Source organism: Halomonas halophila (assembly GCF_030406665.1).
In the GTDB taxonomy this organism is placed as follows: Bacteria; Pseudomonadota; Gammaproteobacteria; order Pseudomonadales; family Halomonadaceae; genus Halomonas; species Halomonas halophila.
Genome location: NZ_CP129121.1, coordinates 1,891,604 through 1,916,297, shown reverse-complemented (window position 1 = coordinate 1,916,297; position 24,694 = coordinate 1,891,604). Strand labels below are relative to the sequence as shown.

The 24,694-nt window shown below is 69.3% G+C and carries 23 protein-coding genes; 12 read left to right on the top strand and 11 right to left on the bottom strand.

Annotated features, from left to right (window positions below; genetic code table 11):
- Positions 1-29 precede the first annotated feature (29 nt).
- The 5 genes from QWG60_RS08860 (at position 30) to QWG60_RS08840 (ending at position 4,415) form a co-directional block, all read left to right on the top strand.
- A complete protein-coding gene (locus tag QWG60_RS08860) occupies positions 30-656 on the top strand; it encodes a condensin complex protein MksE (RefSeq protein WP_046078775.1) in 627 nt (208 codons plus the stop codon).
- On the top strand, positions 653-1,900 hold the full coding sequence (locus QWG60_RS08855; RefSeq protein ID WP_146908599.1) for a hypothetical protein: 1,248 nt from the start codon (positions 653-655) through the stop codon (positions 1,898-1,900). The genes QWG60_RS08860 and QWG60_RS08855 overlap by 4 nt, the downstream gene beginning before the upstream one ends.
- 78 nt (positions 1,901-1,978) lie before the next feature.
- Positions 1,979-2,746, top strand: coding sequence for a 5-oxoprolinase subunit PxpA (locus tag QWG60_RS08850; protein WP_146908601.1), 768 nt, complete (start codon positions 1,979-1,981; stop codon positions 2,744-2,746).
- Positions 2,743-3,462: a 5-oxoprolinase subunit PxpB gene (pxpB, locus tag QWG60_RS08845; protein ID WP_146908603.1), complete on the top strand. Its 720-nt coding sequence runs from the start codon at positions 2,743-2,745 to the stop codon at positions 3,460-3,462. The genes QWG60_RS08850 and pxpB overlap by 4 nt, the downstream gene beginning before the upstream one ends.
- On the top strand, positions 3,459-4,415 hold the full coding sequence (locus QWG60_RS08840) for a 5-oxoprolinase subunit C family protein (protein ID WP_046078620.1): 957 nt from the start codon (positions 3,459-3,461) through the stop codon (positions 4,413-4,415). The genes pxpB and QWG60_RS08840 overlap by 4 nt, the downstream gene beginning before the upstream one ends.
- Positions 4,416-4,421: 6 nt before the next feature.
- On the opposite strand, the gene QWG60_RS08835 is transcribed toward QWG60_RS08840, so the two are convergent.
- The 3 genes from QWG60_RS08835 to QWG60_RS08825 form a co-directional block, all read right to left on the bottom strand.
- Positions 4,422-4,640, bottom strand: coding sequence for a hypothetical protein (locus QWG60_RS08835; RefSeq protein ID WP_035593372.1), 219 nt, complete (start codon positions 4,638-4,640; stop codon positions 4,422-4,424).
- Between the two features lie 91 nt (positions 4,641-4,731).
- Complete coding sequence (gene csiR, locus QWG60_RS08830) at positions 4,732-5,418, bottom strand: DNA-binding transcriptional regulator CsiR (RefSeq protein WP_146908605.1); 687 nt, start codon at positions 5,416-5,418, stop codon at positions 4,732-4,734.
- Between the two features lie 75 nt (positions 5,419-5,493).
- Positions 5,494-6,678: an NAD(P)/FAD-dependent oxidoreductase gene (locus QWG60_RS08825; protein ID WP_246124665.1), complete on the bottom strand. Its 1,185-nt coding sequence runs from the start codon at positions 6,676-6,678 to the stop codon at positions 5,494-5,496.
- A gap of 345 nt (positions 6,679-7,023) precedes the next feature.
- On the opposite strand from QWG60_RS08825, the gene QWG60_RS08820 reads away from it, so the two are divergent.
- On the top strand, positions 7,024-9,330 hold the full coding sequence (locus QWG60_RS08820) for an EAL domain-containing protein (RefSeq protein WP_146908607.1): 2,307 nt from the start codon (positions 7,024-7,026) through the stop codon (positions 9,328-9,330).
- Here QWG60_RS08820 and rarD read toward each other — a convergent pair.
- The gene (rarD, locus tag QWG60_RS08815; protein ID WP_035593360.1) at positions 9,313-10,218 is read right to left on the bottom strand and encodes an EamA family transporter RarD; all 906 of its coding nucleotides are present in this window, start codon (positions 10,216-10,218) and stop codon (positions 9,313-9,315) included. The genes QWG60_RS08820 and rarD overlap by 18 nt on opposite strands.
- A gap of 125 nt (positions 10,219-10,343) precedes the next feature.
- On the opposite strand from rarD, the gene QWG60_RS08810 reads away from it, so the two are divergent.
- A complete protein-coding gene (locus QWG60_RS08810) occupies positions 10,344-11,159 on the top strand; it encodes an amidohydrolase (protein WP_046078624.1) in 816 nt (271 codons plus the stop codon).
- Positions 11,159-11,860, top strand: coding sequence for a pseudouridine synthase (locus QWG60_RS08805; protein WP_046078625.1), 702 nt, complete (start codon positions 11,159-11,161; stop codon positions 11,858-11,860). The genes QWG60_RS08810 and QWG60_RS08805 overlap by 1 nt, the downstream gene beginning before the upstream one ends.
- A 25-nt stretch (positions 11,861-11,885) precedes the next feature.
- Here QWG60_RS08805 and QWG60_RS08800 read toward each other — a convergent pair whose 3' ends face one another.
- The 7 genes from QWG60_RS08800 to gloB all read right to left on the bottom strand — a co-directional run bounded on the left by QWG60_RS08800 (position 11,886) and on the right by gloB (position 21,738).
- On the bottom strand, positions 11,886-13,625 hold the full coding sequence (locus QWG60_RS08800; RefSeq protein ID WP_146908609.1) for a GGDEF domain-containing protein: 1,740 nt from the start codon (positions 13,623-13,625) through the stop codon (positions 11,886-11,888).
- Positions 13,626-13,816: 191 nt separating this feature from the next.
- Positions 13,817-15,409, bottom strand: a complete 1,593-nt coding sequence (locus tag QWG60_RS08795) for an ABC transporter ATP-binding protein (protein WP_146908611.1) — start codon at positions 15,407-15,409, stop codon at positions 13,817-13,819.
- Positions 15,406-16,503 (bottom strand): ABC transporter permease, encoded by a 1,098-nt coding sequence (locus tag QWG60_RS08790; protein ID WP_146908613.1) that lies wholly within the window; start codon positions 16,501-16,503, stop codon positions 15,406-15,408. Before QWG60_RS08790 ends, QWG60_RS08795 begins: the two co-directional genes overlap by 4 nt.
- 2 nt (positions 16,504-16,505) lie before the next feature.
- Complete coding sequence (locus QWG60_RS08785) at positions 16,506-17,582, bottom strand: microcin C ABC transporter permease YejB (protein WP_146908615.1); 1,077 nt, start codon at positions 17,580-17,582, stop codon at positions 16,506-16,508.
- Positions 17,583-17,845: 263 nt separating this feature from the next.
- Complete coding sequence (locus QWG60_RS08780; protein WP_146908617.1) at positions 17,846-19,666, bottom strand: extracellular solute-binding protein; 1,821 nt, start codon at positions 19,664-19,666, stop codon at positions 17,846-17,848.
- A gap of 45 nt (positions 19,667-19,711) precedes the next feature.
- On the bottom strand, positions 19,712-20,902 hold the full coding sequence (locus QWG60_RS08775) for a transglycosylase SLT domain-containing protein (protein WP_107181870.1): 1,191 nt from the start codon (positions 20,900-20,902) through the stop codon (positions 19,712-19,714).
- 68 nt (positions 20,903-20,970) lie between these two features.
- On the bottom strand, positions 20,971-21,738 hold the full coding sequence (gloB, locus tag QWG60_RS08770) for a hydroxyacylglutathione hydrolase (protein ID WP_046078633.1): 768 nt from the start codon (positions 21,736-21,738) through the stop codon (positions 20,971-20,973).
- A 99-nt stretch (positions 21,739-21,837) separates the two neighbouring features.
- Here gloB and QWG60_RS08765 point away from each other — a divergent pair, with 99 nt between their 5' ends.
- From QWG60_RS08765 to nudC, 4 genes are read left to right on the top strand one after another with little or no spacing between them, the layout of a single operon-like run.
- Positions 21,838-22,605, top strand: a complete 768-nt coding sequence (locus QWG60_RS08765; protein WP_046078634.1) for a methyltransferase domain-containing protein — start codon at positions 21,838-21,840, stop codon at positions 22,603-22,605.
- 23 nt (positions 22,606-22,628) lie between these two features.
- Positions 22,629-23,072: a ribonuclease HI gene (gene rnhA, locus QWG60_RS08760; RefSeq protein ID WP_375700486.1), complete on the top strand. Its 444-nt coding sequence runs from the start codon at positions 22,629-22,631 to the stop codon at positions 23,070-23,072.
- Positions 23,073-23,112: 40 nt separating this feature from the next.
- Positions 23,113-23,871 (top strand): DNA polymerase III subunit epsilon, encoded by a 759-nt coding sequence (dnaQ, locus tag QWG60_RS08755; RefSeq protein ID WP_146908620.1) that lies wholly within the window; start codon positions 23,113-23,115, stop codon positions 23,869-23,871.
- Positions 23,871-24,641, top strand: a complete 771-nt coding sequence (nudC, locus tag QWG60_RS08750; RefSeq protein ID WP_046078637.1) for an NAD(+) diphosphatase — start codon at positions 23,871-23,873, stop codon at positions 24,639-24,641. The genes dnaQ and nudC overlap by 1 nt, the downstream gene beginning before the upstream one ends.
- Positions 24,642-24,694: the final 53 nt, after the last annotated feature.

The following is a 24,694-nucleotide window of genomic DNA, read 5'->3' as shown; positions in this document are numbered from 1 at the left end:
TGTCAGAGCATTCGACCGCAGAGCGTTCCATGGTGGAACTGGGTCCGCTGCTGGAGCGCCTGCTGGCCGGGGATTTCCTGTGCGCGGTCAGCGACGATACGGCCTTCCGCCGCCTGCAGGACGAGGCGACCCGCGAGCGTCTCGACGCCTACCTGCGTCCGCTCAACCGGCGCCTGGCGAGCAACGAGGAGGGCAGCGTCTACTTCCTGGCCTGGCGCCAGCTGGATGACACCGCCCGAGACCAGCTCTCCCGCCAGCTGGCGGAGACCGTCGGCAGCCTGCTGCCGATGCTCGAATGGCTGCAGCTGGTGCAGGAGGCGCTCGGCCGCGACGGCCCGGTGTCGCCTGGCGACGTGCTCAAGCCGGCCGACTTCAGCTCGCGCTGCGAGGACAATCAGGGGCTGCGCGAGCGCCTCGAGCGCCTGGCCACGGATCCGTTCTTCGGCTCACAGAGCGAGCAGCTCGATGCCCAGATCAAGCAGGTCTTCAAGCGCCTGCGCGAGCGCGGCTACCTGAGCCAGCCCCACGCCGACCGCCACTATTTCATTGCCACCGCCAAGATCGACTACCTGATCGAGCTGGTGCGCTTCATCCGCGACGAGGAGCAGCTGCCCGTCGACGACCAGGCCCCGGAGGCCCAGGAGCGGCTGCTGTGAGCGCGAGCGACTCAGACGCCCTGGACAACCGCCTGCTCGGCACCGGCGCCGAGCGGCTGGCGCTGCTCGGCAAGCACGCCGAGGCGCTGATGGCCGGCTACGTGCGCGACGAGGTGCCGCTGGAGGGCCTTTCCACCACCGCGCTGAATCGGCTGCTGTCGGCGCGCATCCTGTGGCGGCCCGACGAGCAGGCCGGGGTGAAGCTCGCGCCCAAGGTGCGCGAGCTGATCGCCGAGATGCTGGCCGACGAGACCCGCCGCCACGTCAACGCCGACGTGGCCGAGACGCTTGAGCTGATGCGCGGCCTGGTGCAGAGCTATCGCGAGGCTCGTGACGGCGCCGAGTACTGGCGTCAGGAGCAGCAGCTGCTGCGCCTGCGCCAGGCGGTGGACGACCTCGACGGCCGCTTCGCCGACGCCATCGACAGCCTCTGGCGGCGCCTCAACAGCGATTTCGGCTTCGTCAGCCGGCTGGCCGACAAGATCCGCGAGAACGACCGCGCCCAGAAGCAGATCGTGCGCCTGCTCGACGGCCTGGCGCTGATCGACTTCGACGAGCTGATCGACCTGGTGGGCGCCGACGGGGCGCTGCGCAAGCTACTGGTCAGCCAGCTCCAGCATCGCCTCAGCCAGCACTACACCAGCCTGCGCGAGGTGCAGCGCCGGCTGATCGAGCTGATGGCGCGCTTCCGCCAGCAGCAGTCGCGCAGCCGCCTGGTGGTGGGCATGGCCGCCTTCCTGCGCGAGCATCCCGGCTTCGTGCCCGGCAACTACGCCCGGCGTAGCGAGGTGCCGGCGCTGGTCAACCGCGCCGCGCCGCTGACCGCCGCCGGCGCGGTGGCGCTCGATCAGGCCCCGGATGCCCGGGTCGTCACTGAGCTGCTCCACGACCTGCCGCGGCCCGCCGCAGCGCCGGAGCCCGTCGCCGCCGCCGTGGCCGCCGAGCGTCACGAGGATTCGATGGTCGCCGCCCGCCAGCAGGCCTTGAGGGAGGACGTCGAACGCTTCTACCTGTCGGTGGTCGAGGGCAACGGCGAGCCGCTGAGCGCGCTCGAGTACCTAGAGGCCGGCGGGCTCGACTGGGGCTCCGAAATCTGGCTGTTCCAGGTGCTCGCCGAGTTCCAGGGCCTGCCAAGGCGCGAGCAAGCTGCGTTCCGGCTGCGACAGCAGGAGACCCGGGCGGCCGCCTTCAACGACGTGCGGCTGATTCACGACCTGCGCCTCGAACTCCGGGATAACGCATGACGACATCGCTCCATGGGGGTGAGGCCGCGCCGCGTGCCTGTTTTAATGGCAACAACGATGGAAAAAGAGACGACGCGCATGCGCAAACTGCTGCTGAACGCCGACATGGGCGAGAGCTTCGGCGCCTGGACCATGGGCATGGACGCCGAGGTGATGCCCCACGTGGACCTGGCCAACGTGGCCTGCGGCTTCCACGCCTCGGATCCCGATGTGATCCGCATGACGGTGCGCCTGGCGCGTAAGCACGGCGTCACCGTGGGCGCGCATCCGGCCTATCCGGACATGGTGGGCTTCGGGCGGCGGCACATGGCCTGCACGCCGGAGGAGATCGAGAATCTGGTGCTCTATCAGCTCGGGGCGCTGGCCGGCGTGTGCCGCGCCGAGGGCCTGTCGGTGGGCTACGTGAAGCCCCACGGGGCGCTCTACAACGACATGATGCGCGATCCCGAGATCCTGGCCGGGGTGATGCGCGCGCTCGTGGCCTTCGACGCCGAGCTGCCGCTGATGGTGATGGCCACCCGCGACGATTCCGCCGTCCGCGAGCTGGCCGAGCGCTTCGGCGTCACCCTGTGGTTCGAGGCCTTCGCCGACCGTGCCTACGACGGCGAGGGACGGCTGGTGTCGCGGCGCGAGCCCGGCAGCGTGCACCATGACCAGGCCACGATCGTCGACCAGGCGCGGCGCATCGCCCGCGGCGAGCCACTCGTCGCCCGCGATGGAAGCGCGCTGATCCTCGCGGCCGACACCCTCTGCGTGCACGGCGACAATGCCGAGTCGATCGCCGCCATCCAGGCCATTCGCCGCGCCCTCGACGAGGACGACGACGGCGATGAGGGGAACGCATGAGCGTCCCCGGCCTGCCGCGACTGGAGTCGGCGGGGCTCGACGGCTGGCTGGTACGGCTGTTCGATGCCATCGACGAGGCCAACCTGCCCTGGATCACCGCCCTGGTGCGCGACTGCGAGGCGGCCTTCGGCAATGCCCTGGTGGACCTGGTGCCGTCCTATACCACTCTGCTGGTGATCTTCGATCCGATGCGGATGACGCCCGACGAGGCGCGAGAGCGGCTCGCCGAGACACTGGCCGCGCTGGCGCCCGACGACGAGGCCGCCACGGGCGAGGTCCACGAGCTTCCGACCTGGTACCACGAGAGCGTCGGCCCGGAGCTGCCGCACCTGGCCGAGCGGGCGGGGCTCGACGTGGCGGAGACCATCGCACGGCACGCCGAGGTGACCTATCGCGTCTATGCGCTGGGCTTCGCGCCGGGATTCGCCTTCATGGGCAGCGTCGACGAGCGCCTCGAGACGCCGCGCCTGGAGACGCCGCGCAAGCGGGTGCCCGCCGGCAGCGTGGGCATCGCCGGACGCCAGACCGCCGCCTATCCCGCCGTCTCGCCGGGGGGCTGGAACCTGATCGGCCGCACCGCCGCGCGGCTCTTCGATCGCGACCGTGACGGCTTCAGCCTGCTCAGGGTGGGTGACCGGGTGCGCTTCGTGCCGGTCTCGAAGGAGGAACTGGTGCGACGGGGCGCCGATGTCACGTATATGGAGGACACGCGATGACGGCGGCGATAGAGGATGCCGTGTCGGGTCTGCGGGTGACGCGCCCGGGGCCGCTGGCGCTGCTGCAGGATGCCGGGCGCTTCGGCGTGCGCCGGCTGGGCGTGACCCAGGGCGGCCCCGCCGATCTGCACGCCTGGGCCTGGGCCAACCGGCTGGCCGGCAACGCCTGGGGGGCGGCGGCGCTGGAAGTGACGCTCGGCGGCCTGGCACTGGAGGCCGAGCGTGAGTTGACGCTGGCGCTGGCCGGCGCGGATCTCGGGGCGACCCTCGACGACGCGCCGCTCTCGCCCTGGCAGCGGTTTCGCCTGCGACCCGGCCAGGTGCTGCGCTTCGCCCAGCCGGTCGGCGGGCTGCGCGCCTATCTGGCCGTGGCCGGCGGTTTTCGTGCCGAGCCGGTGCTCGGCAGCCTGGCCAGCGTGGTGCGCGAAGGGCTCGGCGGCCACGATGGCCATGGCCACGCGCTGGCCGAGTGCGATGTCCTCCACGTCGGCACCGAGGCGGGGGAGCACCCGATCGGCGACGAGCGGGAGGCGCCCGCGGAGGCGCGCCTGGACTACACGGCGATGCCGCGGCTGTCGCTGCTGCCGGGCGCCCAGATCGCCGAGTTCGAGGGCGCGAGCCTGGCCGTGGCGTTCAATACGGCCTGGCGGGTCGACGACCGCGCCGACCGCATGGGCGTGCGACTGCGGGGGCCGACGCTGCGCTGTCGGCTGACCAGCATGATCTCCGAAGGGCTCGGCCTCGGTGCCGTGCAGGTGCCGCCGGACGGCCAGCCCATCGCGCTGCTCAACGACCGTCAGACCATCGGCGGCTATCCGCGGCTAGGGGCACTGACGCCACTCTCCTGCGCGCGGCTGGCGCAGTGTCTGCCGGGCCAGGAGGTGCGGCTCGCGGCGGTATCGGCCGAGCGGGCGCTGGCCGACTATCGTCGTTTTCGCCGTGCGTTCGCTTGACCCGGTTCAGATGCCGAGGCCGCTTTCGCGCAGCAACTGGTCGATGCTGCGCTCGGCCTTGCGCAGGCCGGCACCTTCGACCATCAGCTCGCTTTCGAGGTTGGCGATGCCTTCGCCGACGAGGCGGTTGAGCAACTCGTTGACGGGCAGGTCGCAGCGTTCGGCCAGGTGCTCGAGGCGCAGTGACTGGTCGCGGGTCAGGTGAAGCAGATGAGGTAGCGGCATGGTGAAGACTCCTCCGTGGGCTCGTGAGGAGTATCCCGCATGGGTCGTGACAGCACGATGACCGGGATCAAGGCGATCCTGCCGCCTCGGCTCATGCCAGGCCGCGGCGCTGCATCGCGTCGAGGATGATTGGCACCGGCGTCATCAGATGCTCGCGCATCATCGTGCGGGCGCGCTCCACGTCGCGGGCCAGGGTGGCGTCGACCAGGGCGGCGTGTTCCTGGCGCTTGCGCGCCAGGGCCTCGTCGGAGAGCACGGTTTCCTGCAGCCACAGGTGGCGATAGCGCTCGACCTGGTCGAACAGCCCCTGGCGCGCCTGCATCAGGTGGGGGGAGTTGCAGCCGGCGACGATGGCCGTGTGGAAGGCCTGATGACGGGTGTCCCAGACGTCGAGCATCTCCTCGGGACTGTGCACCTCCATGACCTTGGCCAGGGTGTGCGCCTTGGCCAGCACGTCGGCTTCCCAGGCGTCGTCGCCGCGCTGGATGGCCAGCTCCAGCATCAGTCCCTCCAGCTGGGAACGGGCATCGTAGAGGTCGGCCAGTTCCTCGCGCGACATCGGCGCGACCCGGTAGCCGCGCTGGCTGATCGCCACCACCAGCCGCTCGGCGACCAGCTGGGACAGGGCCTCGCGCAGCGGACCGATGCCGAGGTCGTAGCGTTCCTTGAGCCGGCTCATCAGCAGCTTCTCCCCGGGCGGATAAACGCCGCGGATGATGTCCTGCTTGAGCCAGCGGTAGGCGCTGATGCCGAGGTTCTGCTTGGGAGTGCTGTCCATGGTGCTGCCGTTCCCTGTGATGGTCGGCCATGATACCCGATCGGCGCCGCCGTCGAGAATCCGCCCTGGCCGGGTTCAGCAGCGATAGCCGGTCAGGAAACGCTCGTCCAGCCGGCGCTTCCAGTACCAGGCCAGCCGTCCGCCCCACCAGGCGCCGCCGCGCATTGCCAACGCCTGACGACGGCCCAGGTCGAGGATCGACAGCGCCCGGGACTGCGGGCGATAAGGGCGCAGCGCCTCGCCGTGCCACCAGGCGGCGAGGTTGTCGAGCAGCACCGGCGCCTGGCGCACGCCGTAGACGCCGAGCCGTGGCAGCTCGTGGTCGATCATGGCGGCGCAGTCGCCGGCGGCGAAGACCCAGGGGAGCGCCGGGCTCTGCAGGGTGTCGGTGACCGCCAGGCCCCGCCCGGGGATGATCGGCAGACCGAGCCGCTCGAGCAGCGTCGGTGGCGCCAGGCCGACGGCATGGATGACGTGATCGGCGGGTATGAAATGGGCGTTGTCCTCACTCGGCGGCTGATTCGGTGGCGTCGCCATGCTGCCACCGGGCAGATGGCCGACCAGCGCGAGCCCGGTCTCGACCGCGATGCGGCGTTGGACGAGCCGCCGATGCAGCCAGCGCACCGCGCCTCGCGGGGCGCCCGGCAGCAGGTCCGATGACCGGGTCAGCAGGCGAATGGTCGGATCGACGCCGTGGCGATCGGCCAGGGCCCGCAGCTGGCAGGCCACTTCGACGCCACTGGCGCCGCCGCCGGCCACCAGCAGGCGTGGGCACTTTCCCGCGGCGAAGTCGTGCGCCAGCCGATGTCGCAGCGCCACCAGTCGGGGAATCGGCTTGACCGGCCAGATATCGGGGCCCTCGGGATGAGCGGGCGGCGTGTTCACCGTCGAGCCCAGGTTGAGCGAGACGGCCGACACCGCCAGACGCCGGCCGTCGTCCAGCAGCGCCTCGTACCGGTCGGGATCGAGCCCGGCCAGACGGCCGCGCAGGCCCTCGACCCCATGGCGGCGGGCCAGCGCCATGGGCTCCAGGCGGTCCGCGGCGGGCGAATGCTGGCCGCCCAGCACGCCGCCGGCCATGCCGGAGTACCAGAAGCCGCCGGGGTCGAGCAGCATTACCCGGGGCATGGGCAGACGGGCGCGCTGGCTGACCAGATGCAGGTGCGCATGCCCGGCCCCCACCAGCAGCAGCGGGGCGTCGGCGAGCGGAGTCGGTATCGACGCGGGCATGGAAAGGTCGGGGGATGCGTTGGTCGCCATGGAGCGCCGTCGGGTGGCCAGGGTACCGTCATCTTGGGCTGGTGAGCCCGCGTGCGCCACTCCTCTCGCGTACGCCATGTCGGAGAACCGGTACCAGGGCAGGCGGTGAGAATGAGACCGTCCGACACCGTGCGTTAGCACTTTCGGTTGACGTTTGGCATGACAAGGTCTCAGATAAAGCATTGAACAACAATGAGTCGGATGAACCCGATGTGGGTGCGAGCGCGGAGACCATACCTTACGTCATGCCTTGGGGCCTGCCTCGCAGGACTCGCCCTCTTGGCCGCCTCGCTTAGCTCCGCCGAGTCCGATCGCGGTGAAACGACGGAACGCCCTGACAATGTGGTGCCGCGCATTCAGGTGCTGGCGTCCTATCACCGCGGTAACCTGTGGACCGACGAGCTGCTGGCCCGCCTCGACGAGGCGGCCGAGCGGCTCGGCGTGCCGTCGCTCGACGTGGACTACCTGGATGCCCGGCGTCTGGGCCGCGAGCGGGCCTTCATGCTGCAGCGGGAGCGCCTGGAAGGGCGGCAGGCGGTGACGCCCAGCGATCGCCTGCTGTTGATCGATGATGCGGCCCTGGCCTTCTACCTGGCCCGGCCCGAGGACTGGCAGTCGCCCTCCCGGGTGGTGGCGATCGGCATCAACGATCCCGACCTTCAGCGCCAGGCCCGGGCGCATGGCATCAAGCGCATCATGACCACCGGGGTGGCCGAGTCGTCGTTGGCTTTCCTCGGTGAGGCGTTCGGCGCGCCGTTGCCCTGGCTGGTGCTGGGGGACGAGACCGCCGTCGGCGAGGATCTGACCCGGGGCTTCGTGTCGCGCCTGCGGGCGTCCTCGTCGGGGCGCCTGGCCGGTGTGCTGTGGGACTGGACGCCCGAAGAGGTGGTCCGCACGCTGCAAACCCTGCCGGTCGACACCCGGGTGTACCTGGTCGAGGGGCAGACCACCGGCAGCGGCGACCTGGACCCGAGGCAGCGTCTTTGGCTCGAGACGCTGGAGGACCAGGGCGTGCCGGTGTTCTGCCATCTGCCGTACCAGCTGGACCTGGGCTGTGCCGGTGGCGTTCTGCTCGACACCCGGCGTGTGGCCACCCTGGCCATCGAGACGCTGCTGAGTCCGGTGTTCGAGCGCCAGCCCGAGCGCGAGGTTGTCATGGCGGGCCGTCGGGTGCTGGACGCCCGCTGGCATGCCCGGGTGCCGACGCCGTTGGCCGCCACCATCGAGTGGGTCGGCGTCGACGCTGCCATGCAGCAGGTCGAGGGGCAGCGCTCGTTGTTGCTGTGGGTTGGGATCGGTGTCAGTGGTGTGCTGGGCGCGGGCCTGCTGTTGCTGAGCCGGTCGCGGCGACGCATCGCGCGTCGCCAGCGCCGGCTGATGGTCGACCATGCGACCGGTCTGCCCAGCCAGCAGCTTTGGGAAGTCGAGGCGCCGCGTCGGGACGGCTGCCTGTTCGAACTTGCTTCTCCGCAGCTGCGCGAGGCCCGCGAACGCTTCGGGCTGGTCACCGCGCAGGCGATGCTGCGCGAACAGCTGCCGGCGATGCGCGAGGCGCTGCCCGCGGACTGGCACCTCTACGCGGGGACCGGCATGAACCTGCTGGGCGCGGTGCCGGCATCGTCGCGGCCGGAGGACGTGGAGGCGCTGTTCGACAGCATCCTGGCGCACCTCGGTGAGCTCTCGCCCGGCGGTAGCGGCCAGCGGCTGACCTGGTACGCCAGCCTGCTGTGTCTCGATGAGCATAGCGGCGACATCACCCAGTGCCGCGACGCCCTCGATGAGGGCGTGAGGCATCTGGCGCGGCGCGGCTGGCCGCAGCCCCTGCGCCGCGTCTCGCCTCGTGCGCCCGGTGGGACGACCCGTTTCCGTCATCTGGCAGAGGCGCTGGAGGTTCTGATCGAGGCACCGCAGTCGCAGTGGCGCCTGGTCTTCCAGCCGCAGTTTTCCCGCCTCGATCATCGCCTGCTGGGCGCCGAGGCCCTGCTGCGCTGGCAGCATCCCGAGTTCGGCGAGGTGTCGCCCGGCGAGTTCCTGCCGGTGGTCGAGAGCCTCGGCCTGACCCGGCAGCTGGATCGCTGGGTCAGCCGCACGGCCATCGACTGGCTGTGCCGGCATCGGGAGCGGTTGGATGGGGACTTCCGACTGTCGATCAACGTCGGCCTGTCGAGCCTGGAAGACGTGGACTTCGTCGCGGCACTGGGGGATGCCCTGCACGAGCGTGCACTGCCGCCGAGCTGCCTGGAGATCGAGATCACCGAGCACGCCGACTTCGGGGAGCTGATACACATCGAGCAGGCGCTGATCGGCCTGCGTCGCCTCGGCGTGCGCGTCTCGCTGGACGACTTCGGCACCGGCTACACCGCCTTCCGGCTGCTGCAGCGGCTGCCCTTCGACGCCGTCAAGCTGGACCGCGAGCTGCTTGCGGCGGCCGAGCGCCACGAGCGGGCGGTCGAGGCCTATGCGGCGATGATACGCTTCTGTCGCCAGCTGGGCCTGGAGGTCGTGGCCGAAGGCGTGGAGAACGCGACCCAGGCCCGCTGGCTGGCATCGCTGGACGTGCAGCTGCTTCAGGGCTTCCATCTGGGGCGGCCGAGCGAATCCGAGACCTTCCTGTTTCGCTATGCCCCGGTGCGATCAGGCGCGGACCTCTGAGGCCGGGCGTCGCTGCCAGGCCGACCAGCTGTAGAGTGCCAGGCCGATCCAGATCAGCACGAAGGTTGCGAGCTGCGTTGGCTTCAGCGGCTCGTCGAACACGAACAGCGCGATCAGGAACTGCAGGCTGGGATTCAGGTACATCAGGAACCCCAGGGTGCCCAGGCGCAGGCGGCGGGCGGCGCCGGCGAAGGCCAGCAGGGGCAGGGCGGTGATCACCCCGCAGGCCAGCAGCAGCAGCGTGGTACGGCTGTCGCCGAGGAAATGCGACAGGCCGGCCTGACTGAGCGCCCCCAGGGCCACGAGCCCCAGCGGCATCAGCAGCAGGGTCTCGACCAGCAGTCCGGAGAGGCCGTCCAGCGGCACCTGCTTGCGCAACAGCCCGTAGGTGCCGAAGCTCAGCGCCAGCACCAGGCTGATCCAGGGCAAGGTGCCGATCAGCGCCAGCTGCAGGGCGATGGCCACCCCGGCCAGGCCCACCGCCAGGCCTTGCAGGCGGCTCATGCGCTCGCGCAGCACCAGCATGCCCAGGGCGATGTTGATCAGCGGCGTCAGGTAGTAGCCAAGGCTCGCCTGCAGCACCCGATGGGTCTCGACGGCGTAGATATACAGCCCCCAGTTGACGGCGATCAGCACCGCGCAGGCCAGCACTCGTCCCAGGCGCCGCGGCTGGGCCAGGGCCTCGCCGACCGGCTTCCAGCGCCGCAGTACGGTCGCCACGCCGGCCAGGAACACGCACGACCACAGCACCCGGTGTACCAGGATCTCGTAGGCGGGCACCTCGTCGAAGAGGGCAAAGAACAGCGGGAAGCAGCCCCACATCAGGTAGGCAGCCAGGCCATAGCCGACTCCCTGGGCGGCCCGGGTATCGCGATCGGTCGATGACATCTTTACTTTCCTAATCAATGAAACCAAAGCTTATCATGCGGGCGTCGACCGGTGCGTGGTGGCTGCGCCATCGGCCGCTGTCGTTTAGGCTATGGGGGCCGTTTCGATCCCCAATGGAGTCCTCGATGAGCGAACTCAGAACGACCCTGGTGCAGGCCGACCTGTGCTGGGAAGACCCCGAGGCGAACTGCCGGATGCTGGAGGCGTCGCTGGGCGAGCTCGACGGCGGCGATACCGACCTGATCGTGTTGCCGGAGATGTTCGCCACCGGCTTCACCATGAATTCCCGCGAGATGGCCGAGCCGATGGCAGAAAGTGCCACCGTGGCCTGGATGCGTGAGCAGGCGACCCGGCGCGGCTGCGTGGTCACCGGCAGCGTGGCGATAGTGGAAGACGGCGACTGCTTCAACCGTCTGATCTGGGCGCGCCCCGACGGCAGCCTGGTGCACTACGACAAGCGGCACCTGTTCCGCATGGCCGGCGAGCACGAGCGCTATGCCATGGGCCACGAGCGGGTGATCGTCGAGCTCAAGGGCTTCCGGATCCTGCTCAGCGTGTGTTACGACCTGCGCTTTCCGGTGTGGCTGCGCCAGCGGCCCGCGCCGGGCGAGCACTTCGAGTACGATGCCCTGCTGTGCGTGGCCAACTGGCCGGCACCGCGTCGCCACCCGTGGCGGGTGCTGTTGCAGGCCCGGGCCGTGGAGAACCTGTGCCCCGTGATCGGCGTCAACCGTGTCGGCGAGGATGCCAAGGGCCTGGCCTATGCCGGTGATTCGATGCTGGTGGACGCCAAGGGCGAGCCGCTGATCGACGAGCCCCGCGATACGACCTTCGTCAAGACCGGCACGCTGTCGCTGGATGAGCTGCACGCCTTCCGCGAGAAGTTTCCGGCCTGGCGCGATGCCGATCATTTCGGCCTGACCGACGGGGTGGGTGCCTGATGCGACTGGATCGATTCCTCTCCGAAAGTACCGAGATGACCCGCAGCCTGGCCAAGCGGGCGCTGCTGCGCGGCGAGGTCGAGGTCAACGGTGAGCGCGAAAAGAAGGCTGCCCGCCATCTCGCGTCCGATGACCGCGTGACCTGGAACGGCGAGCGCCTGGCGCTGGTCGGGCTGCGCTACGTGATGCTGCACAAGCCCGAAGGCGTGGAATGTACGGCGCGACGCGGCCTCTATCCGCGTGCGATGGATCTGATCGACCTGCCCAAGGCCGAGCGGCTGCAGACCGTGGGGCGCCTCGACGTGGAGACCACCGGGCTGCTGCTGCTCAGCGACGACGGCCAGTGGTCGCATCGCGTGACCTCGCCGAAGCGCGGCTGCGCCAAGGTCTATCTGGCGACCCTGGCGCGCCCCCTGGAAGGCGCCGAGGCCGAGCGCGCGGTGGCGGCCTTCGCCGAGGGCATCGAACTCGAGGGTGACGAGGCGCCGACGCGGCCGTCCGAGCTCGAGATGCTCGACCCGCTGCACGCGCGGCTGACCGTCCACGAGGGTCGTTACCATCAGGTGCGCCGCATGTTTGCCGCCATCGGCAATCACGTCGAGATACTGCATCGCGAGTCGGTCGGTGCACTGGCGCTGGACTCGGAGCTGGCGCCCGGTGAGTGGCGTGAGCTCACGGCCGACGAGGTCGCGCTTTTCTAGCGGCGCTTCTTCGTGAGGCCGATGCTCAGCTAGCAGTGATGATCCGGTTGCGGCCGGTTTCCTTGGCGCCGTACAACGCACGGTCAGCCAGATCGGGCAGCGTCATGGGATCGGCGGTGTGCGCTGGGTAGGCAGCGATACCGCAGGACAGGGTCACCGGGCCCAGCATGCGGCCGTCGTGCCAGTAGACGCGGTCGGCCAGGCTCGCCATCAGCGAGGCGGCGCGCTCTCTTGCCGTATCGGCGCCGGTGCCGGGCAGCAGTACCACGAATTCCTCGCCGCCGATGCGGCATATCTCATCATCGTCGCGGAAGTGTTCCCGGAGCGCCATCGCGATGCCCGCCAGGACCCGGTCGCCCGCTGCATGGCCGTGACCATCGTTGATCCGCTTGAAGTGGTCGATGTCGAGCATCGCCATCGCCAGCGGCGTCTGCCGGGACCGGGCCCGGCGGGATTCCTGTCGCAGGCACTCGTCGAAGTGGCGGCGATTATGCAGGCCGGTCAACGGGTCGGTGGTGGAGTCGATCTCGAGGCGTTCCACCAGCTGCTGTAGCTGGTGCGTCCGTTCCTCGACTTCCTGTTCGAGCTGGTGGTTGAGGCGCCGGAGTTCCCTCTGTGTGTGGGCGTAGTCGATCAGCGAGATGCCCCCGATGACCAGGGCAAAGGCCAGCGCGCCGGCGCTGGTGGGTACCCGCTGCCAGGGCAGCAGGCCATGGGCCACGGCCATGTCGACCAGCAACAGCGCCCCGAACAGAGCGAAGGCGGCCAGTATGGCCCTCTGGCGAGCGTCGAACCGGCCGAGATGGGGCGCGATAATCGCCAGCAGCAGACTGATGCTGAGCACCAGAAGTACATCGAAGACCGGAAAGGTGATCGAGAGATTGATCCAGCCGAGCCCGCTGGCCCCCAGCGCGCCCACCAGGTAGACAAGGTGGAACTGCCAGATACGCCGGATACGGCGTGATCGCGTATCGGCGAACCAGTGCTCCAGTAGGCGCCCCAGCGCGATAGGAAGGGTGAAGTAGCCTGCGGCGGCGAGGTTGTCCCACAGCAGGGGGCGGTCGATCAGCAACTGGTCGACCGGGCTTTCGGCAATGATCATGATGCCGGAGGCCAGCGCGAACAGACTGATGGGCATAAAACGGCGACGGTCGTCCTGGAACAGCGCGAAACCTACCGCGAAAAGCGCCAGGAGCAGGCACAGCGGGCCGACGATGAGTGCACCCAGAGCGTCGCGCAGAAGCTTGGGGAAGAGATCGGCGCGTTCGATCAGCATGATCTCGCCCCACAGGCCGATGGCGGTGTAGTCGGAGTAGACCCGCAGGGTCAGTTGTCGACCGCCGAAGCCCTCGGGGAGGCGGATCATGTGCCAGGGCCAGCCTGCGAAGCGGCCATTGCCATCATCATCGAAGGTGCCATGTTGGTAGAGGCGTTCGCCGTCCAAGTAGACGTCTGCGATCAGGTTGATGCTGGTAATGTAGAGTGCCGGATCTTGCCAATCACCCTCAGGGAGGGAGAGTCGGAACCAGGCCAGGGTTTGTCCTCGGCGTCCGGGCGGGTTGGCGGGGAAATCGATGGCGTTCCAAGCGTCGTCGTCTCCTGGTTTCACCCAGGTTGGGACGCCATCGGCAGACACGGGGGAGTCGCCCCAGCGATACTCCCAGCCGGTTCCCAGATCCCGAGGTGCCGCCATCGCCGAGCCGAGCCAGAGGGCGGCCACACACAGGAGTACGGCGGTGGTCAGCCACGCCCTTGTCTGAGGCATCCCGGTTCCTCTCGTTCCTTCCCCTCGGCATTCGGCAAGTATAAACAGGTCCCGATTCGGTACCAGCAAAACCGTCGCGCCGGTCGTCGTGTTTTATACCGTTATCTTGCGTAACGGCTAAACCATCATCGATCCTGAAGCGTCCTGGTCATCAGGCCGCGGGGAGACGCCGGCGACGCTGACGACGACGTTCATGGCGACATTGGCGACAGCCCCGCGGCCTCGACCAGTGCTCGGGTGTAGTCGGTGGTCGGCTGGGTCAGCACGGCCTCGCAGTCGCCCTGTTCGACCACCTCGCCGTCCTTGAGCACCAGCAGGCGATGGGCCATGGCGCGCACCACGGCCAGGTCGTGGCTGATGAAGAGGTAGCTGAGCCCGCGCTTGCGCTGCAGCTCGCGCAGCAGGGTGACGAGCTGCTTCTGCACGGTGCGGTCCAGCGCCGAGGTCGGTTCGTCGAGCACCAGCAGCGACGGCTCGAGGATGATGGCCCGGGCTACGGCAATGCGCTGGCGCTGGCCGCCGGAGAACTCGTGGGGATAGCGGGCCCCGCATTCCTCGGGCAGGCCGACCTCGCGCAGGGTGTCGCGCACGCGGCGGTCGACCTCGGCGTCGTCCAGTTCGGGATGGTGGAAGCGAAGCCCCTCGCTGACGATGTCGGCCACCGGCATGCGCGGTGACAGCGAGCCGTAAGGGTCCTGGAACACCACCTGGAGTCGCCGCCGCTGGCGACGCAGGGCGTCGCCGTGGAGGCGGTCGAGACGCTCGCCGTCGAAGGTGATCTCGCCCTCGCTCTGCTGCAGGCGCAGAAGCGCAAGGGCCAGGGTGGTCTTGCCGGAGCCGGATTCGCCGACGATACCGAGCGTCTCGCCCGGCGCCACCGTCAGGTCCAGCGGCTTGACCGCCTCGAAGGCTGGCGGTCGGCGGCTGAACAGCTTCTTCGGCCGCTGGAAGCGAATGCCCAGCCCCTGGGCGCTGAGCAGCGGGGTGCGATGGGTGACCGGTTCGGGGCGTCCGGTGGGATCGGCGGCCAGCAGTTCTCGGGTGTAGGCGCTCTCCGGGGCCTCGAACACGCGCGACACCGGGCCGGTCTCCTGCAGCCGGCCGTGGCGCATGACGCAGACCCGATCGGCGTGGCGGCGCACCAGGTTGAGGTCGTGGGTGATGAACAGCATGCCCATGCCGTGGGTATCGCGCAGCTCGGCCAGCAGCGCCAGGATCTCCTGCTGTACGGTGACGTCGAGCGCGGTGGTCGGCTCGTCGGCGATCAGCAGCCGCGGGTTGTTGGCGATGGCCATGGCGATCATCACCCGCTGGCGCTGGCCACCGGAGAGCTGGTGGGGCCAGGCGTCGAGCAGCTCTTCGGCGCGGGGCAGCTGGACCTGTTCGAGCAGCTCGCGGGCGCGCCGTCGCGCGGCCGCGCCGCGCAGCCCCTGGTGCAGGCGCAGGGTCTCGCTGATCTGGCGGGCCACGGTGTGCAGCGGGTTGAGCGAGGTCATCGGCTCCTGGAACACGAAGCCGACCCGGCCGCCGCGGATCGCGCGCCAGTCGCGGCCGGACAGGCGCGCGAGATCGGTGTCGCCGAGCCGGCGCGTACCGCTGACGCGGGCGCTGGGGGGAAGCAGGCCCAGGGCGCCGAGTGCCGACACCGACTTGCCGGAGCCGGACTCGCCGACCAGCGCCAGGGTCTCGCCGGAGCGCACTTCCAGCGACAGTCCCTCGACCACCGGGGCGTCGTCGAAGGCGATGGTCAGATCCTCGAGGCGAAGCAGGGTCTCGTCGCTCATCTGGCGCTCCCGGTAGCGGTCTGGCGCTCGCCGTCGGCCGGCTCGGACTTGCCGCCGGCGTGCTGGATGTGGCGCGGATCGAAGGCGTCGCGCAGGCCCTCGCCGATGAACACCAGCAGCGACAGCATCACCGCCAGGGTCAGGAAGGCGGTGATGCCGAGCCACGGCGCCTGGAGGTTGTTCTTGCCCTGGGCCACCAGCTCGCCCAGCGACGGCGAGCCCGGCGGCAGGCCGAAGCCGAGGAAGTCCAGGGCGGTGAGCGTGGTGATGGCGCCGGTGAACAGGAACGGAATGAAGGTCAGGGTGGCGACCATGGCGTTGGGCAGCACGTGGCGGCGCATGATGATTCGCGACGGCAGCCCCATGGCCTTGGCGGCGCGCACGTATTCCAGGTTGCGGGCGCGCAGGAACTCGGCGCGCACCACGTCGACCAGCCCCAGCCAGGAGAACAGCAGCATGATGCCGAGCAGCCACCACAGGTTCGGCTCGACCAGGCTGGCCAGGATGATCAGCAGGAACAGCACCGGCAGCCCGGACCAGATCTCGATCAGGCGCTGGCCGATCAGGTCGACCTTGCCGCCGAAGTAGCCCTGCACGCCGCCGATGATCACGCCCAGGGCCAGGGAGCCGGCGGTCAGCACCAGGGCGAACACCACCGACAGGCGGAAGCCGTAGATCACTCGAGCCAGCACGTCGCGGCCCTGATCGTCGGTGCCCAGCCAGTGGTGGGCGTCGGGGGGCGAGGGCGCCGGATGGTCGAGGTCCTGATCGAGGGTGTCGTAGGAGAACGGGATCGGGGGCCACAGCATCCAGCCGTCGGCCTCGATCGCCTCACGGGTGTAGGGATCGCGATAGTCGGCCGGCGTGGGCAGGAAACCGCCGAACTCGCTGTCCGGGTAGTCGACGACCAGCGGCGCGTACCACTGACCCTGGTAGTGGACCAGCAGCGGTCGGTCGTTGGCCACCAGCTCGGCGCCGAGGCTGATCACGAACATGGCCAGGAACAGCCACAGCGACAGGCGCGCGCGCGGGTTGCCGCGGAACACGGCCAGCCGGCGGCGGGTGATGGGGGAGAAACGCTCGCTCAGTGCCATGTTCAGGACTCCCGGGTCTCGAAGTCGATCCGCGGGTCGACCCATACGTAGGTCAGGTCGGAGATCAGCTTCAGGATCAGCCCGATCAGGGTATAGAGATACAGGGTGCCGAAGATCACCGGGTAATCGCGCTGCATCACCGCCTCGAAGCCCAAGAGGCCCAGGCCGTTGAGCGAGAAGATGACCTCGATCAGCAGCGAGCCGGTGAAGAAGATCGCCACCAGCGCCGAGGGCAGACCGGCGATGATGATCAGCATGGCGTTGCGGAAGACATGGCCGTAGAGCACGCGACGGTCGCTGGCCCCCTTGGCCCGGGCGGTGAGCACGTACTGCTTGTGGATCTCGTCGAGGAAGCTGTTCTTGGTCAGCATGGTCAGGGTGGCGAAGCTGCCGATCGCCGAGGCCAGCACCGGTAGGCTGATGTGCCAGAAGTAGTCCTTGAGCTTGCCCCAGGCGGAGAGCTCACCGAAGTCCGGCGAGGTCAGGCCGCGCAGCGGGAAGACGTCCCAGTAGCTGCCGCCGGCGAACAGCACGATCAGCAGGATGGCGAACAGGAACCCCGGGATGGCGTAGCCGACGATCACCAGCCCCGAGCTCCAGACGTCGAAGCGCGAGCCGTGGCGCAGCGCCTTGCGGATGCCCAGCGGGATCGAGATCAGATACACCAGCAGGGTGGTCCAGAGGCCCAGCGAGATCGACACCGGCAGCCGCTCGAGCATCAGCTGGGTGACCGGCTCGCCGCGGAAGAAGCTCTCGCCCAGGTCGAAGGTGGCGTAGTCGACCAGCATGTCGAAGAAGCGCTGGTAGGCCGGCTCGTCGAAGCCGAACTGGGTTTCGAGGCGGTCGATGTACTGTTGCGGCACGCCGCGGGAGCCGCGGGATTCACCGCCACCGCCGGCACTGTCTCCGCCGCCGCCCTCTAGGCGGGTGCTGGCCTGGGTCGACAGGCCCTCGAAGCGGGCCAGCATCTGGTCGATGGGGCCGCCCGGGGCGGCCTGCACGATGAGGAAGTTGAGCAGCATGATCCCCAGCAGGGTAGGGATCATCAGCAGCAGGCGGCGCAGTACGTAGGCGGCCACGGCGTTTCCTTAGGGCTTCTATGAAATCTCGACGAGAGAAGCGCTTTCTCGGCGACGAGCCTCGGCGAGGACGCGGTGACCCCATCCCTGGGCGCTTCTCTTGACCAGCGGCGCTAATGCGCGTCCTGCGCCGCTTGCAGGGCCGGTGTTGGCCCTCCTTGGCCAACCCGTTCGGCGAGAATCGCCTCACCCCCTGTCAAAAGAACCTCGCCTCGACCTGGCGCTTATCTGTCTGCCAGCGAGCATGGTACCTCGTAGCCGCCTCACCGATTGCGCTGTCGGGCCTCGATCTCGGCGCCGCGATCGGGGTCGACCCACCAGGCGTCGAGGTCGAGATTGTACTCGGGGAAGGGCTCCTTCCAGCCGAACTTGTCCCAGACCGCGATGCGGGTGCTGTCCAGGTGCCACTGGGGAATGACGTAGAAGCCCCAGCGCAGCACTCGGTCGAGAGCCCGGGCGGCGGTGTCCAGCGCCTCGCGGCTGTCGGCGGCGATCAGGTCGTCGACCAGGGCGTCGATCGCCGGGTCGGCCAGGCCGATCAGGTTGCGGCTCTGCGGCGCGTCGGCGTACTCGCTGCCCCAGAACTCACGCTGTTCGTTACCCGGATTGGCGGATTGCGGAAAGCTCCCCACCACCACGTCGAAGTCGAAGCGGCGCAGTCGGTTGAGGTACTGATTGACGTCGACGATGCGGATGTCGCCCTGCACGCCGAGCCGTGAGAGGTTGCGCAGCAGCGGCTGCACGACGCGCTCGAACTGGGTGTCGTAGAGCAGCACTTCGAAGGACAGCGGCTCGCCGGTCTCCGTGTTCACCAGGGTACCGTCGTCTCGATTCTCGTAGCCGGCGGCATGGAGCAGCGCCAGCGCCTCGCGCAGGCGAGCACGCATGTCATCCGGCCGCTCCACGGGCAGCGGTTCGTCGAACACCCGCTCGGGAAGGTCGTCGCGCCAGGGCTCGAGCAGGGCCAGTTCGGCGTCGCTCGGCAGGCCCTCGGCGGCCATCTCGGAATTCTCGAAGTAGCTGTGGGTGCGTTCGTAGGCGCCGTAGAAGAGGTTTTGATTGAGCCACTCGAAGTCGAAGACCAGGTTCAGCGCCTCGCGCACCCGGGCGTCCTGGAATGTGTCGCGGCGAGTGTTCAGCACGTAGGCCTGCATGCCGGCCGGCTGGCCGTCGGGTACTTCCAGGCGCCGGACGAAGCCGCCTTCGGCGGCGGGGAAGTCGTAGGCGGTGGCCCAGTGGCGGGCGCTGGACTCGATGCGCATGTCGATATTGCCGGCCTTGAAGGCCTCGAGCGCCACCGTCTGGTCGCGATAGTAGTCGTAGACCAGCCGGCCGATGTTGTGGCGGCCGCGATTGACCGGAAGAGCCTTCCCCCAGTAGTCGTCGACCCGTTCGTAGACGATGCGCCGGCCGGGATCGACCTCGGTGATGCGATAGGGGCCGGAGCCGAGCAGGGCGTCGCGAGTGGGTCGCTCGAAGTCTCGGTCTTCCCAGTAGTGGGCCGGCAGGATCGGCATCTGGCCGAGGATCAGCGGCAACTCGCGGGAATCGCTGTCGGCGAGGTCGAAGTGCACGGTGTTCTCGTCGACCACCCGCACGTCGCTGACGTCGGCGTAATAGGCGGCGTAGAACGGCTGGCCTTGCTCGGTGAGCGTCTCGAAGCTGAAGACCACGTCGGCGGCGTCGACCGGCTCGCCGTCATGAAAGCGGGCATCGGGGTCGAGGTCGAATTCGATCCACCGGCGGTCCGGGTCGAGGCGGATGCCTTCGGCCAGCAGCCCGTACATGGTGAAGGGTTCGTCCGGATTGGCCACCATCAGGGTGTCGTAGATGGCGTTCAGGCCCGAGGCCGGCGTGCCCTGGATGATGAAGGGATTGGTGGAATCGAAGCTGCCGTTGGCGCTGCGGGTCAGGGTGCCGCCGACCGGGGCATCGGGATCGGCGTGAGGGAAGTGGTCGAAATCCGCCGGCAGCGCCGGGTCGCCGTAGAGGGCCAGGCCGTGGCGCGTGGGCACGTCGGCCGGGGCCGCGGCCAGGGCGGGTGTCGCCGCCAGGGCCGTCGTCAGCAGGACGATCGATCGCATCGGTCAGCATCCTTGTACCAGGTCGGGGGGCGACGGCCCCCCTGATCATCTACCGGAAAGTGTCAGCTGCTGGCCGGGTTGTAAAGCGTTGGGGCTGTCGAGGCCGTTCCAGCGGGCCAGGTCGGCGACCGCCACGGCGTGTCGGGAGGCGATGGCGGAGAGGGTGTCGCCGCGCTGTACCACATGGACCTCTTCAGCGCTGCCAGCGCTCGGGGCGGTGCGCTCCAGGGCGACCAGCAGCGGTTCGGCCCGGTCGGCGGGCACCAGCAGCTCGCTGACCTGGCCGGGGCGGGCGGTGTCGCCGCGCAGGCCGGGGTTGAGGGCCGCCAGCTCGCCGGTCGGCACGTCGGCCAGCTTCGCGGCCTCGCCGAGGCGCACGGTGCGCGTCACCGGCACGCGCTCGAAGGCCGGCGTGCCCTCGATATCGGGCAGCGTCACGCCGTAGCGCTCCGGTTCGCCGACGATGGCGGCGATGGCCAGCAGCTTGGGTACATAGTCCATGGTCTCGTTGGGCAGGTCGAGATCCCAGTAGTCGCCCTGCTTGCCCTGGGCCAGGGCGCGTCGTTGGGCACGGTTCACGGTGCCGGCGCCGGCGTTGTAGGCGGCCAGCGAGAGCTCGATGTCGCCCTCGTACCACTGGTCGGCCTGGTACTCGATGTAGTCCAGGGCGGCCTGGGTCGAGCGCACCACGTCCAGGCGGCCGTCCCAGCCGCGCGAGCGGTTCAGGCCCAAGGCATCGCCCGTGCGCGGCATGATCTGCCACAGGCCGGCGGCGCCGAAGTGGCTGCGCGCCTCGGGGTCGAAGGAGCTCTCGACGAAGGGCACCAGGGCGATCTCGCCGGGCAGGCCACGGTCCTCGACCCGCTCGAGGATCCACGCCAGCCAGGGGCGGGCGCGCTCGGCGATCTCGGCGACGTTGTGCGGCTTGGCGCTGTATTCGTCGATCCAGTGCTGAACGCGGGCGTGGCCGGCGCCGCTCTGCCACTGATCCTGCCACTGGAAGGTGTCGCGCAGGCGCGACCAGGCGTCGGCCGGCTGCAGTTGCAGGTGGCTCCAGAAGGTGCGCTGGCCTTCCGGCTCGCCGCGATGCACCGGGGCGAAGCTCGGGGTGTCGGCGCCCAGCTGTCCGGCGGGCAGGGTCGATGCCTTGGTGTAGGCGCCGGCGATCAGGGCGCCGGTCATGGCGATCGTGCTGGCGAATCCGAGGAGTCGCCGGCGCGATGTGTGATAGGTCATTCAGGGGCCTCCGGGGCGGGCGTTGCCGTCCGTGAATCAGGCGGGCAACGCGAGTTGCCGGGTGGGTCTCAGAAGTCGTCTTTCCAGGCGCGCAGCGTGGCGAAGGTGGTCACGGCGTCGGCGGTGTCGCCCTGGGGTGCGGCCGCCCGACGCACGCCGGCGTCCTCGCAGCGCAGGAAAGGGTTGATGCGCCGTTCCCGCCCGATGGTGCTGGGCAGGGTGGGGCGCTCGAGCTCCCGGGCCCGCCGGCACTCCTGCTCGGCGGCGTCGATGTCGGGGTTGTCCGGGTCGGCGGCCTTGGCGAAGGCGAGGTTCGCCAGGGTGTACTCGTGGGCCGCGAAGACCAGGGTGTCCTCGGGCAGCGCGGTGAGGCGCGCCAGCGAGGCATGCATCTGTTCGGGGGTTCCTTCGAACAGACGTCCGCAGCCGGCACTGAACAGGGTGTCGCCGCAGAACAGCAGCGGCGGAATGCCGGCGGTGAAGAACGCGATATGATCCAGGGTGTGGCCCGGAACCTCGAGGACCTCGAACAGGCGTCCGATCACCCGCACCTCGTCGCCGGCGCCGACGCGCTCGTCGATGCCTTCGATGGCGGGGTTGTGCGGGCCGATCACCCGCGGCGAATAGCGCTGGATCAGCTCGGGCAGGCCGCCGACGTGATCCGCGTGATGATGGGTGACGAGAATGCTGCCCAGGGTCAGGCCCTCGCGTTCCAGGGTCTCGATCACCGGGGTGGCGTCACCGGGATCCACCACGCAGACCTCGGGGCTCGTGTCCTGCCGCAGCATCCAGATATAGTTGTCGCGAAAGGCGGGAATCGGTGTCACGCTCAACATGGGCTCGGGGTCCTCGCGCCGGGGCCGGTATCAACCGAGCCGGTGGCGCCTTGAATCGGATCTTTGCAAAATCGAGTACTCTGGAGAGATGAACGGATCATGTCAAATTCGCAGGATGCGATGAGCCTGGCGCGACTGGTGCGAGAGGGGCGCCGTTTTTGGGCGAGCCCTCCGGGCCAGGCCGTGTGGCAGGCCCAGCGCGCCTGTCTGGGGCCGTTGTGCGAGCGCTGGTTCGGGGCCCACGGGCTGGAACTCGGGCTGGCGCCGAGCCTGGCCGACATGTGTCCGGTGCGTCACGCGCTGTGCTGGGCGCCGACACCTGAGCTGGCCTCGCACGAATCCACCCTGGTGTGTCCCCTGGACGCGCTGCCGCTACCCGATGGTTGTCTGAGCCTGGTGGTGGTGCATCACCTGCTCGAGATCGCCCCCGACCCCCACCACCTGCTCCAGGAAGCGGCTCGCGTCACCGCCGACGACGGTCACCTGATCCTGTTCGGCTGGCACCCCTTCGGCCCGAGCGGCTGGCGGCGCTGCCGACCGGCCCGACGCCGCCAGCTGCCCGGGCGCGGCCGCTGGCGCACGCCGGGGCGTCTTGCCGACTGGCTGGCGTTTGTCGATTTCGAGGCCCAGCGGGTAGACTACTGTGGCTTTCGCCTGCCCGGCGGCCTGGCCCGCAATGCCCGGCTCGAGACGCTCGGGCGCCGGCACAACCTGCCGTTGGGCGACAGCTACATGATTCATGCGCGGCGCCGGTCCCAGCTGGTCCAGCCCGGGCGCGGCAGGGTGGTCTTTCCGACGCCGCTGGCCGGCTCGGCGCTGGGCAATGTGTCTGGCCGGTCCGCCACCGACGAAGGTGATCGAGGGTGACAGACCAACCACCATCAGGGGCGTTGCCCGAAGTGACGATCTATACCGACGGCGCCTGCCGCGGCAATCCGGGGCCGGGTGGCTGGGGCGCGCTGCTGTGCAGTGGCCCCCACGAGAAGCCGCTCAAGGGCGCCGAGCAGAAGACCACCAACAACCGCATGGAACTGATGGCCGCCATCATGGCGCTGAAGGCGCTGACCCGGCCGTGCCGTGTCGAGCTGTGGACCGACTCCGAATACCTGCGTCGCGGCATCACCGAGTGGATTCACGGCTGGATCAAGCGCGGCTGGAAGACCGCCTCCAAGCAGCCGGTCAAGAACGCCGAGCTGTGGCGGGCCCTCCACGAAGAGGCGCAACGGCATCGCGTCGAGTGGCATTGGGTCAAGGGCCACAGCGGACATCCCGGCAACGAGCGCGCCGACAGCCTGGCCAACGAGGCCATCGACGAGATGCAGGCCAAGGCCTGATTCACGCATCAATACCGCCGATCACCACAGGTAACGCCCCATGCGCCAGATCATCCTGGATACCGAGACCACCGGCATCGACCCCCGTGACGGCCATCGCCTGATCGAGATCGGCGCCGTGGAGATGGTCAATCGCCGGCTGACCGGCAACACCTATCACCAGTTCATCAATCCGCAGCGAACCATCGACGCCGAGGCGGTGGCGGTGCATGGCATCACCGACGAGCGGGTCGCCGACGAGCCGCTGTTCGCCGAGATCGCCGACGAGTTCTGGGCCTTCATCGAGGGGGCGGAGCTGGTGATCCACAACGCGCCTTTCGACGTGGGCTTCATCGACCATGAGCTGGGCATGCTGAACCAGGCCCGCGGCGAGCCTCGTCTGGGCCCGGTGGCCGATCACTGCCGCATCCTCGACACCCTGCAGATGGCCCGGGACAAGCACCCGGGCCAGCGCAACAATCTCGATGCCCTGTGCAAGCGCTACGACATCGAGAACGGCCACCGGGTCCTTCACGGCGCCCTGCTCGATGCCGAGATCCTGGCCGACGTCTACCTGGCGATGACCGGCGGCCAGACGGCGCTGTCGCTGGATGCCAGCGCCGGTGAGGGCAATGAGTCCGCGGCCAGCGGCGGGCTGAACGTGCGCCGGGTCTCGCTGACGCCGGGCACGCTCAAGGTGCAGGCACCGGACGAGGCCGAATGGCAGGCCCATCGCGACAAGCTGGCGACCGTGCGCGAGGCCGGCGGCGAGTGCCGTTGGGACACGCTGGAGGGCTGGCCCGGCCGGGAGACGCCCTGATGCTGCGTCGCGAACTGCCCCATGAGGAAACCGCCGGGCGGGTGATTCGCCTGGCCCAGGGCCGCATCGCTCCGGCCGGCGACGGAGGGCCCTTGCAGTCTTGGCAGCCCTGGGCCCCGGCCATGCAGCCCCTGTGCTGGTGGCATGACGCGCCGGTGGCCCTGTCGGTGGAAGACGCTCCCGGCGATGACTGGATCGAGGGCCGGGAGTGGCTGGCGCGACTGCCGGAATCCTGGTTCGCGCTGGTGTCCACGGCGTTGCAGGTCGGTGCCTGGCTGCGCCATCACCGTTTCTGCGGCAGCTGTGGGGCGCCGGCCTCGCGGCTCGATCACGAGTTCGCCATGCACTGTGAACGCTGCGGCCATCGCAACTATCCGCGTATCTCACCGTGCATCATCACCCTGGTGACGCACGGCGAGTCGCTGCTGCTGGCCCGCAGTCCGCGTTTTCCGCCGGGGCGCTACTCGACGCTGGCCGGCTTCATCGAGCCGGGGGAGTCCGCCGAGGAGGCGGTGCGCCGTGAGGTGTTCGAGGAGGTGGGATTGACGGTGGGGCGGCTGCGTTACTTCCAGAGCCAGGCCTGGCCTTTCCCGCACTCGCTGATGCTCGGCTACTTCGCCGAGGCGGCCAGCCGGCGCATTCGCATCGACGGCCACGAGATCAGCGATGCCGCCTGGTTCTCGCCGCGCCGGCTGCCCCAGCTGCCGCCGCCCTATTCGATCTCGCGGGCGCTGATCGAGACGCACCTGGCCGAGGTCGGCGCCAGGTAAGGCGCTTGGTCACTTGGGGCCACTTGGGGTCAGACCCCGGTCGGGATACCGAT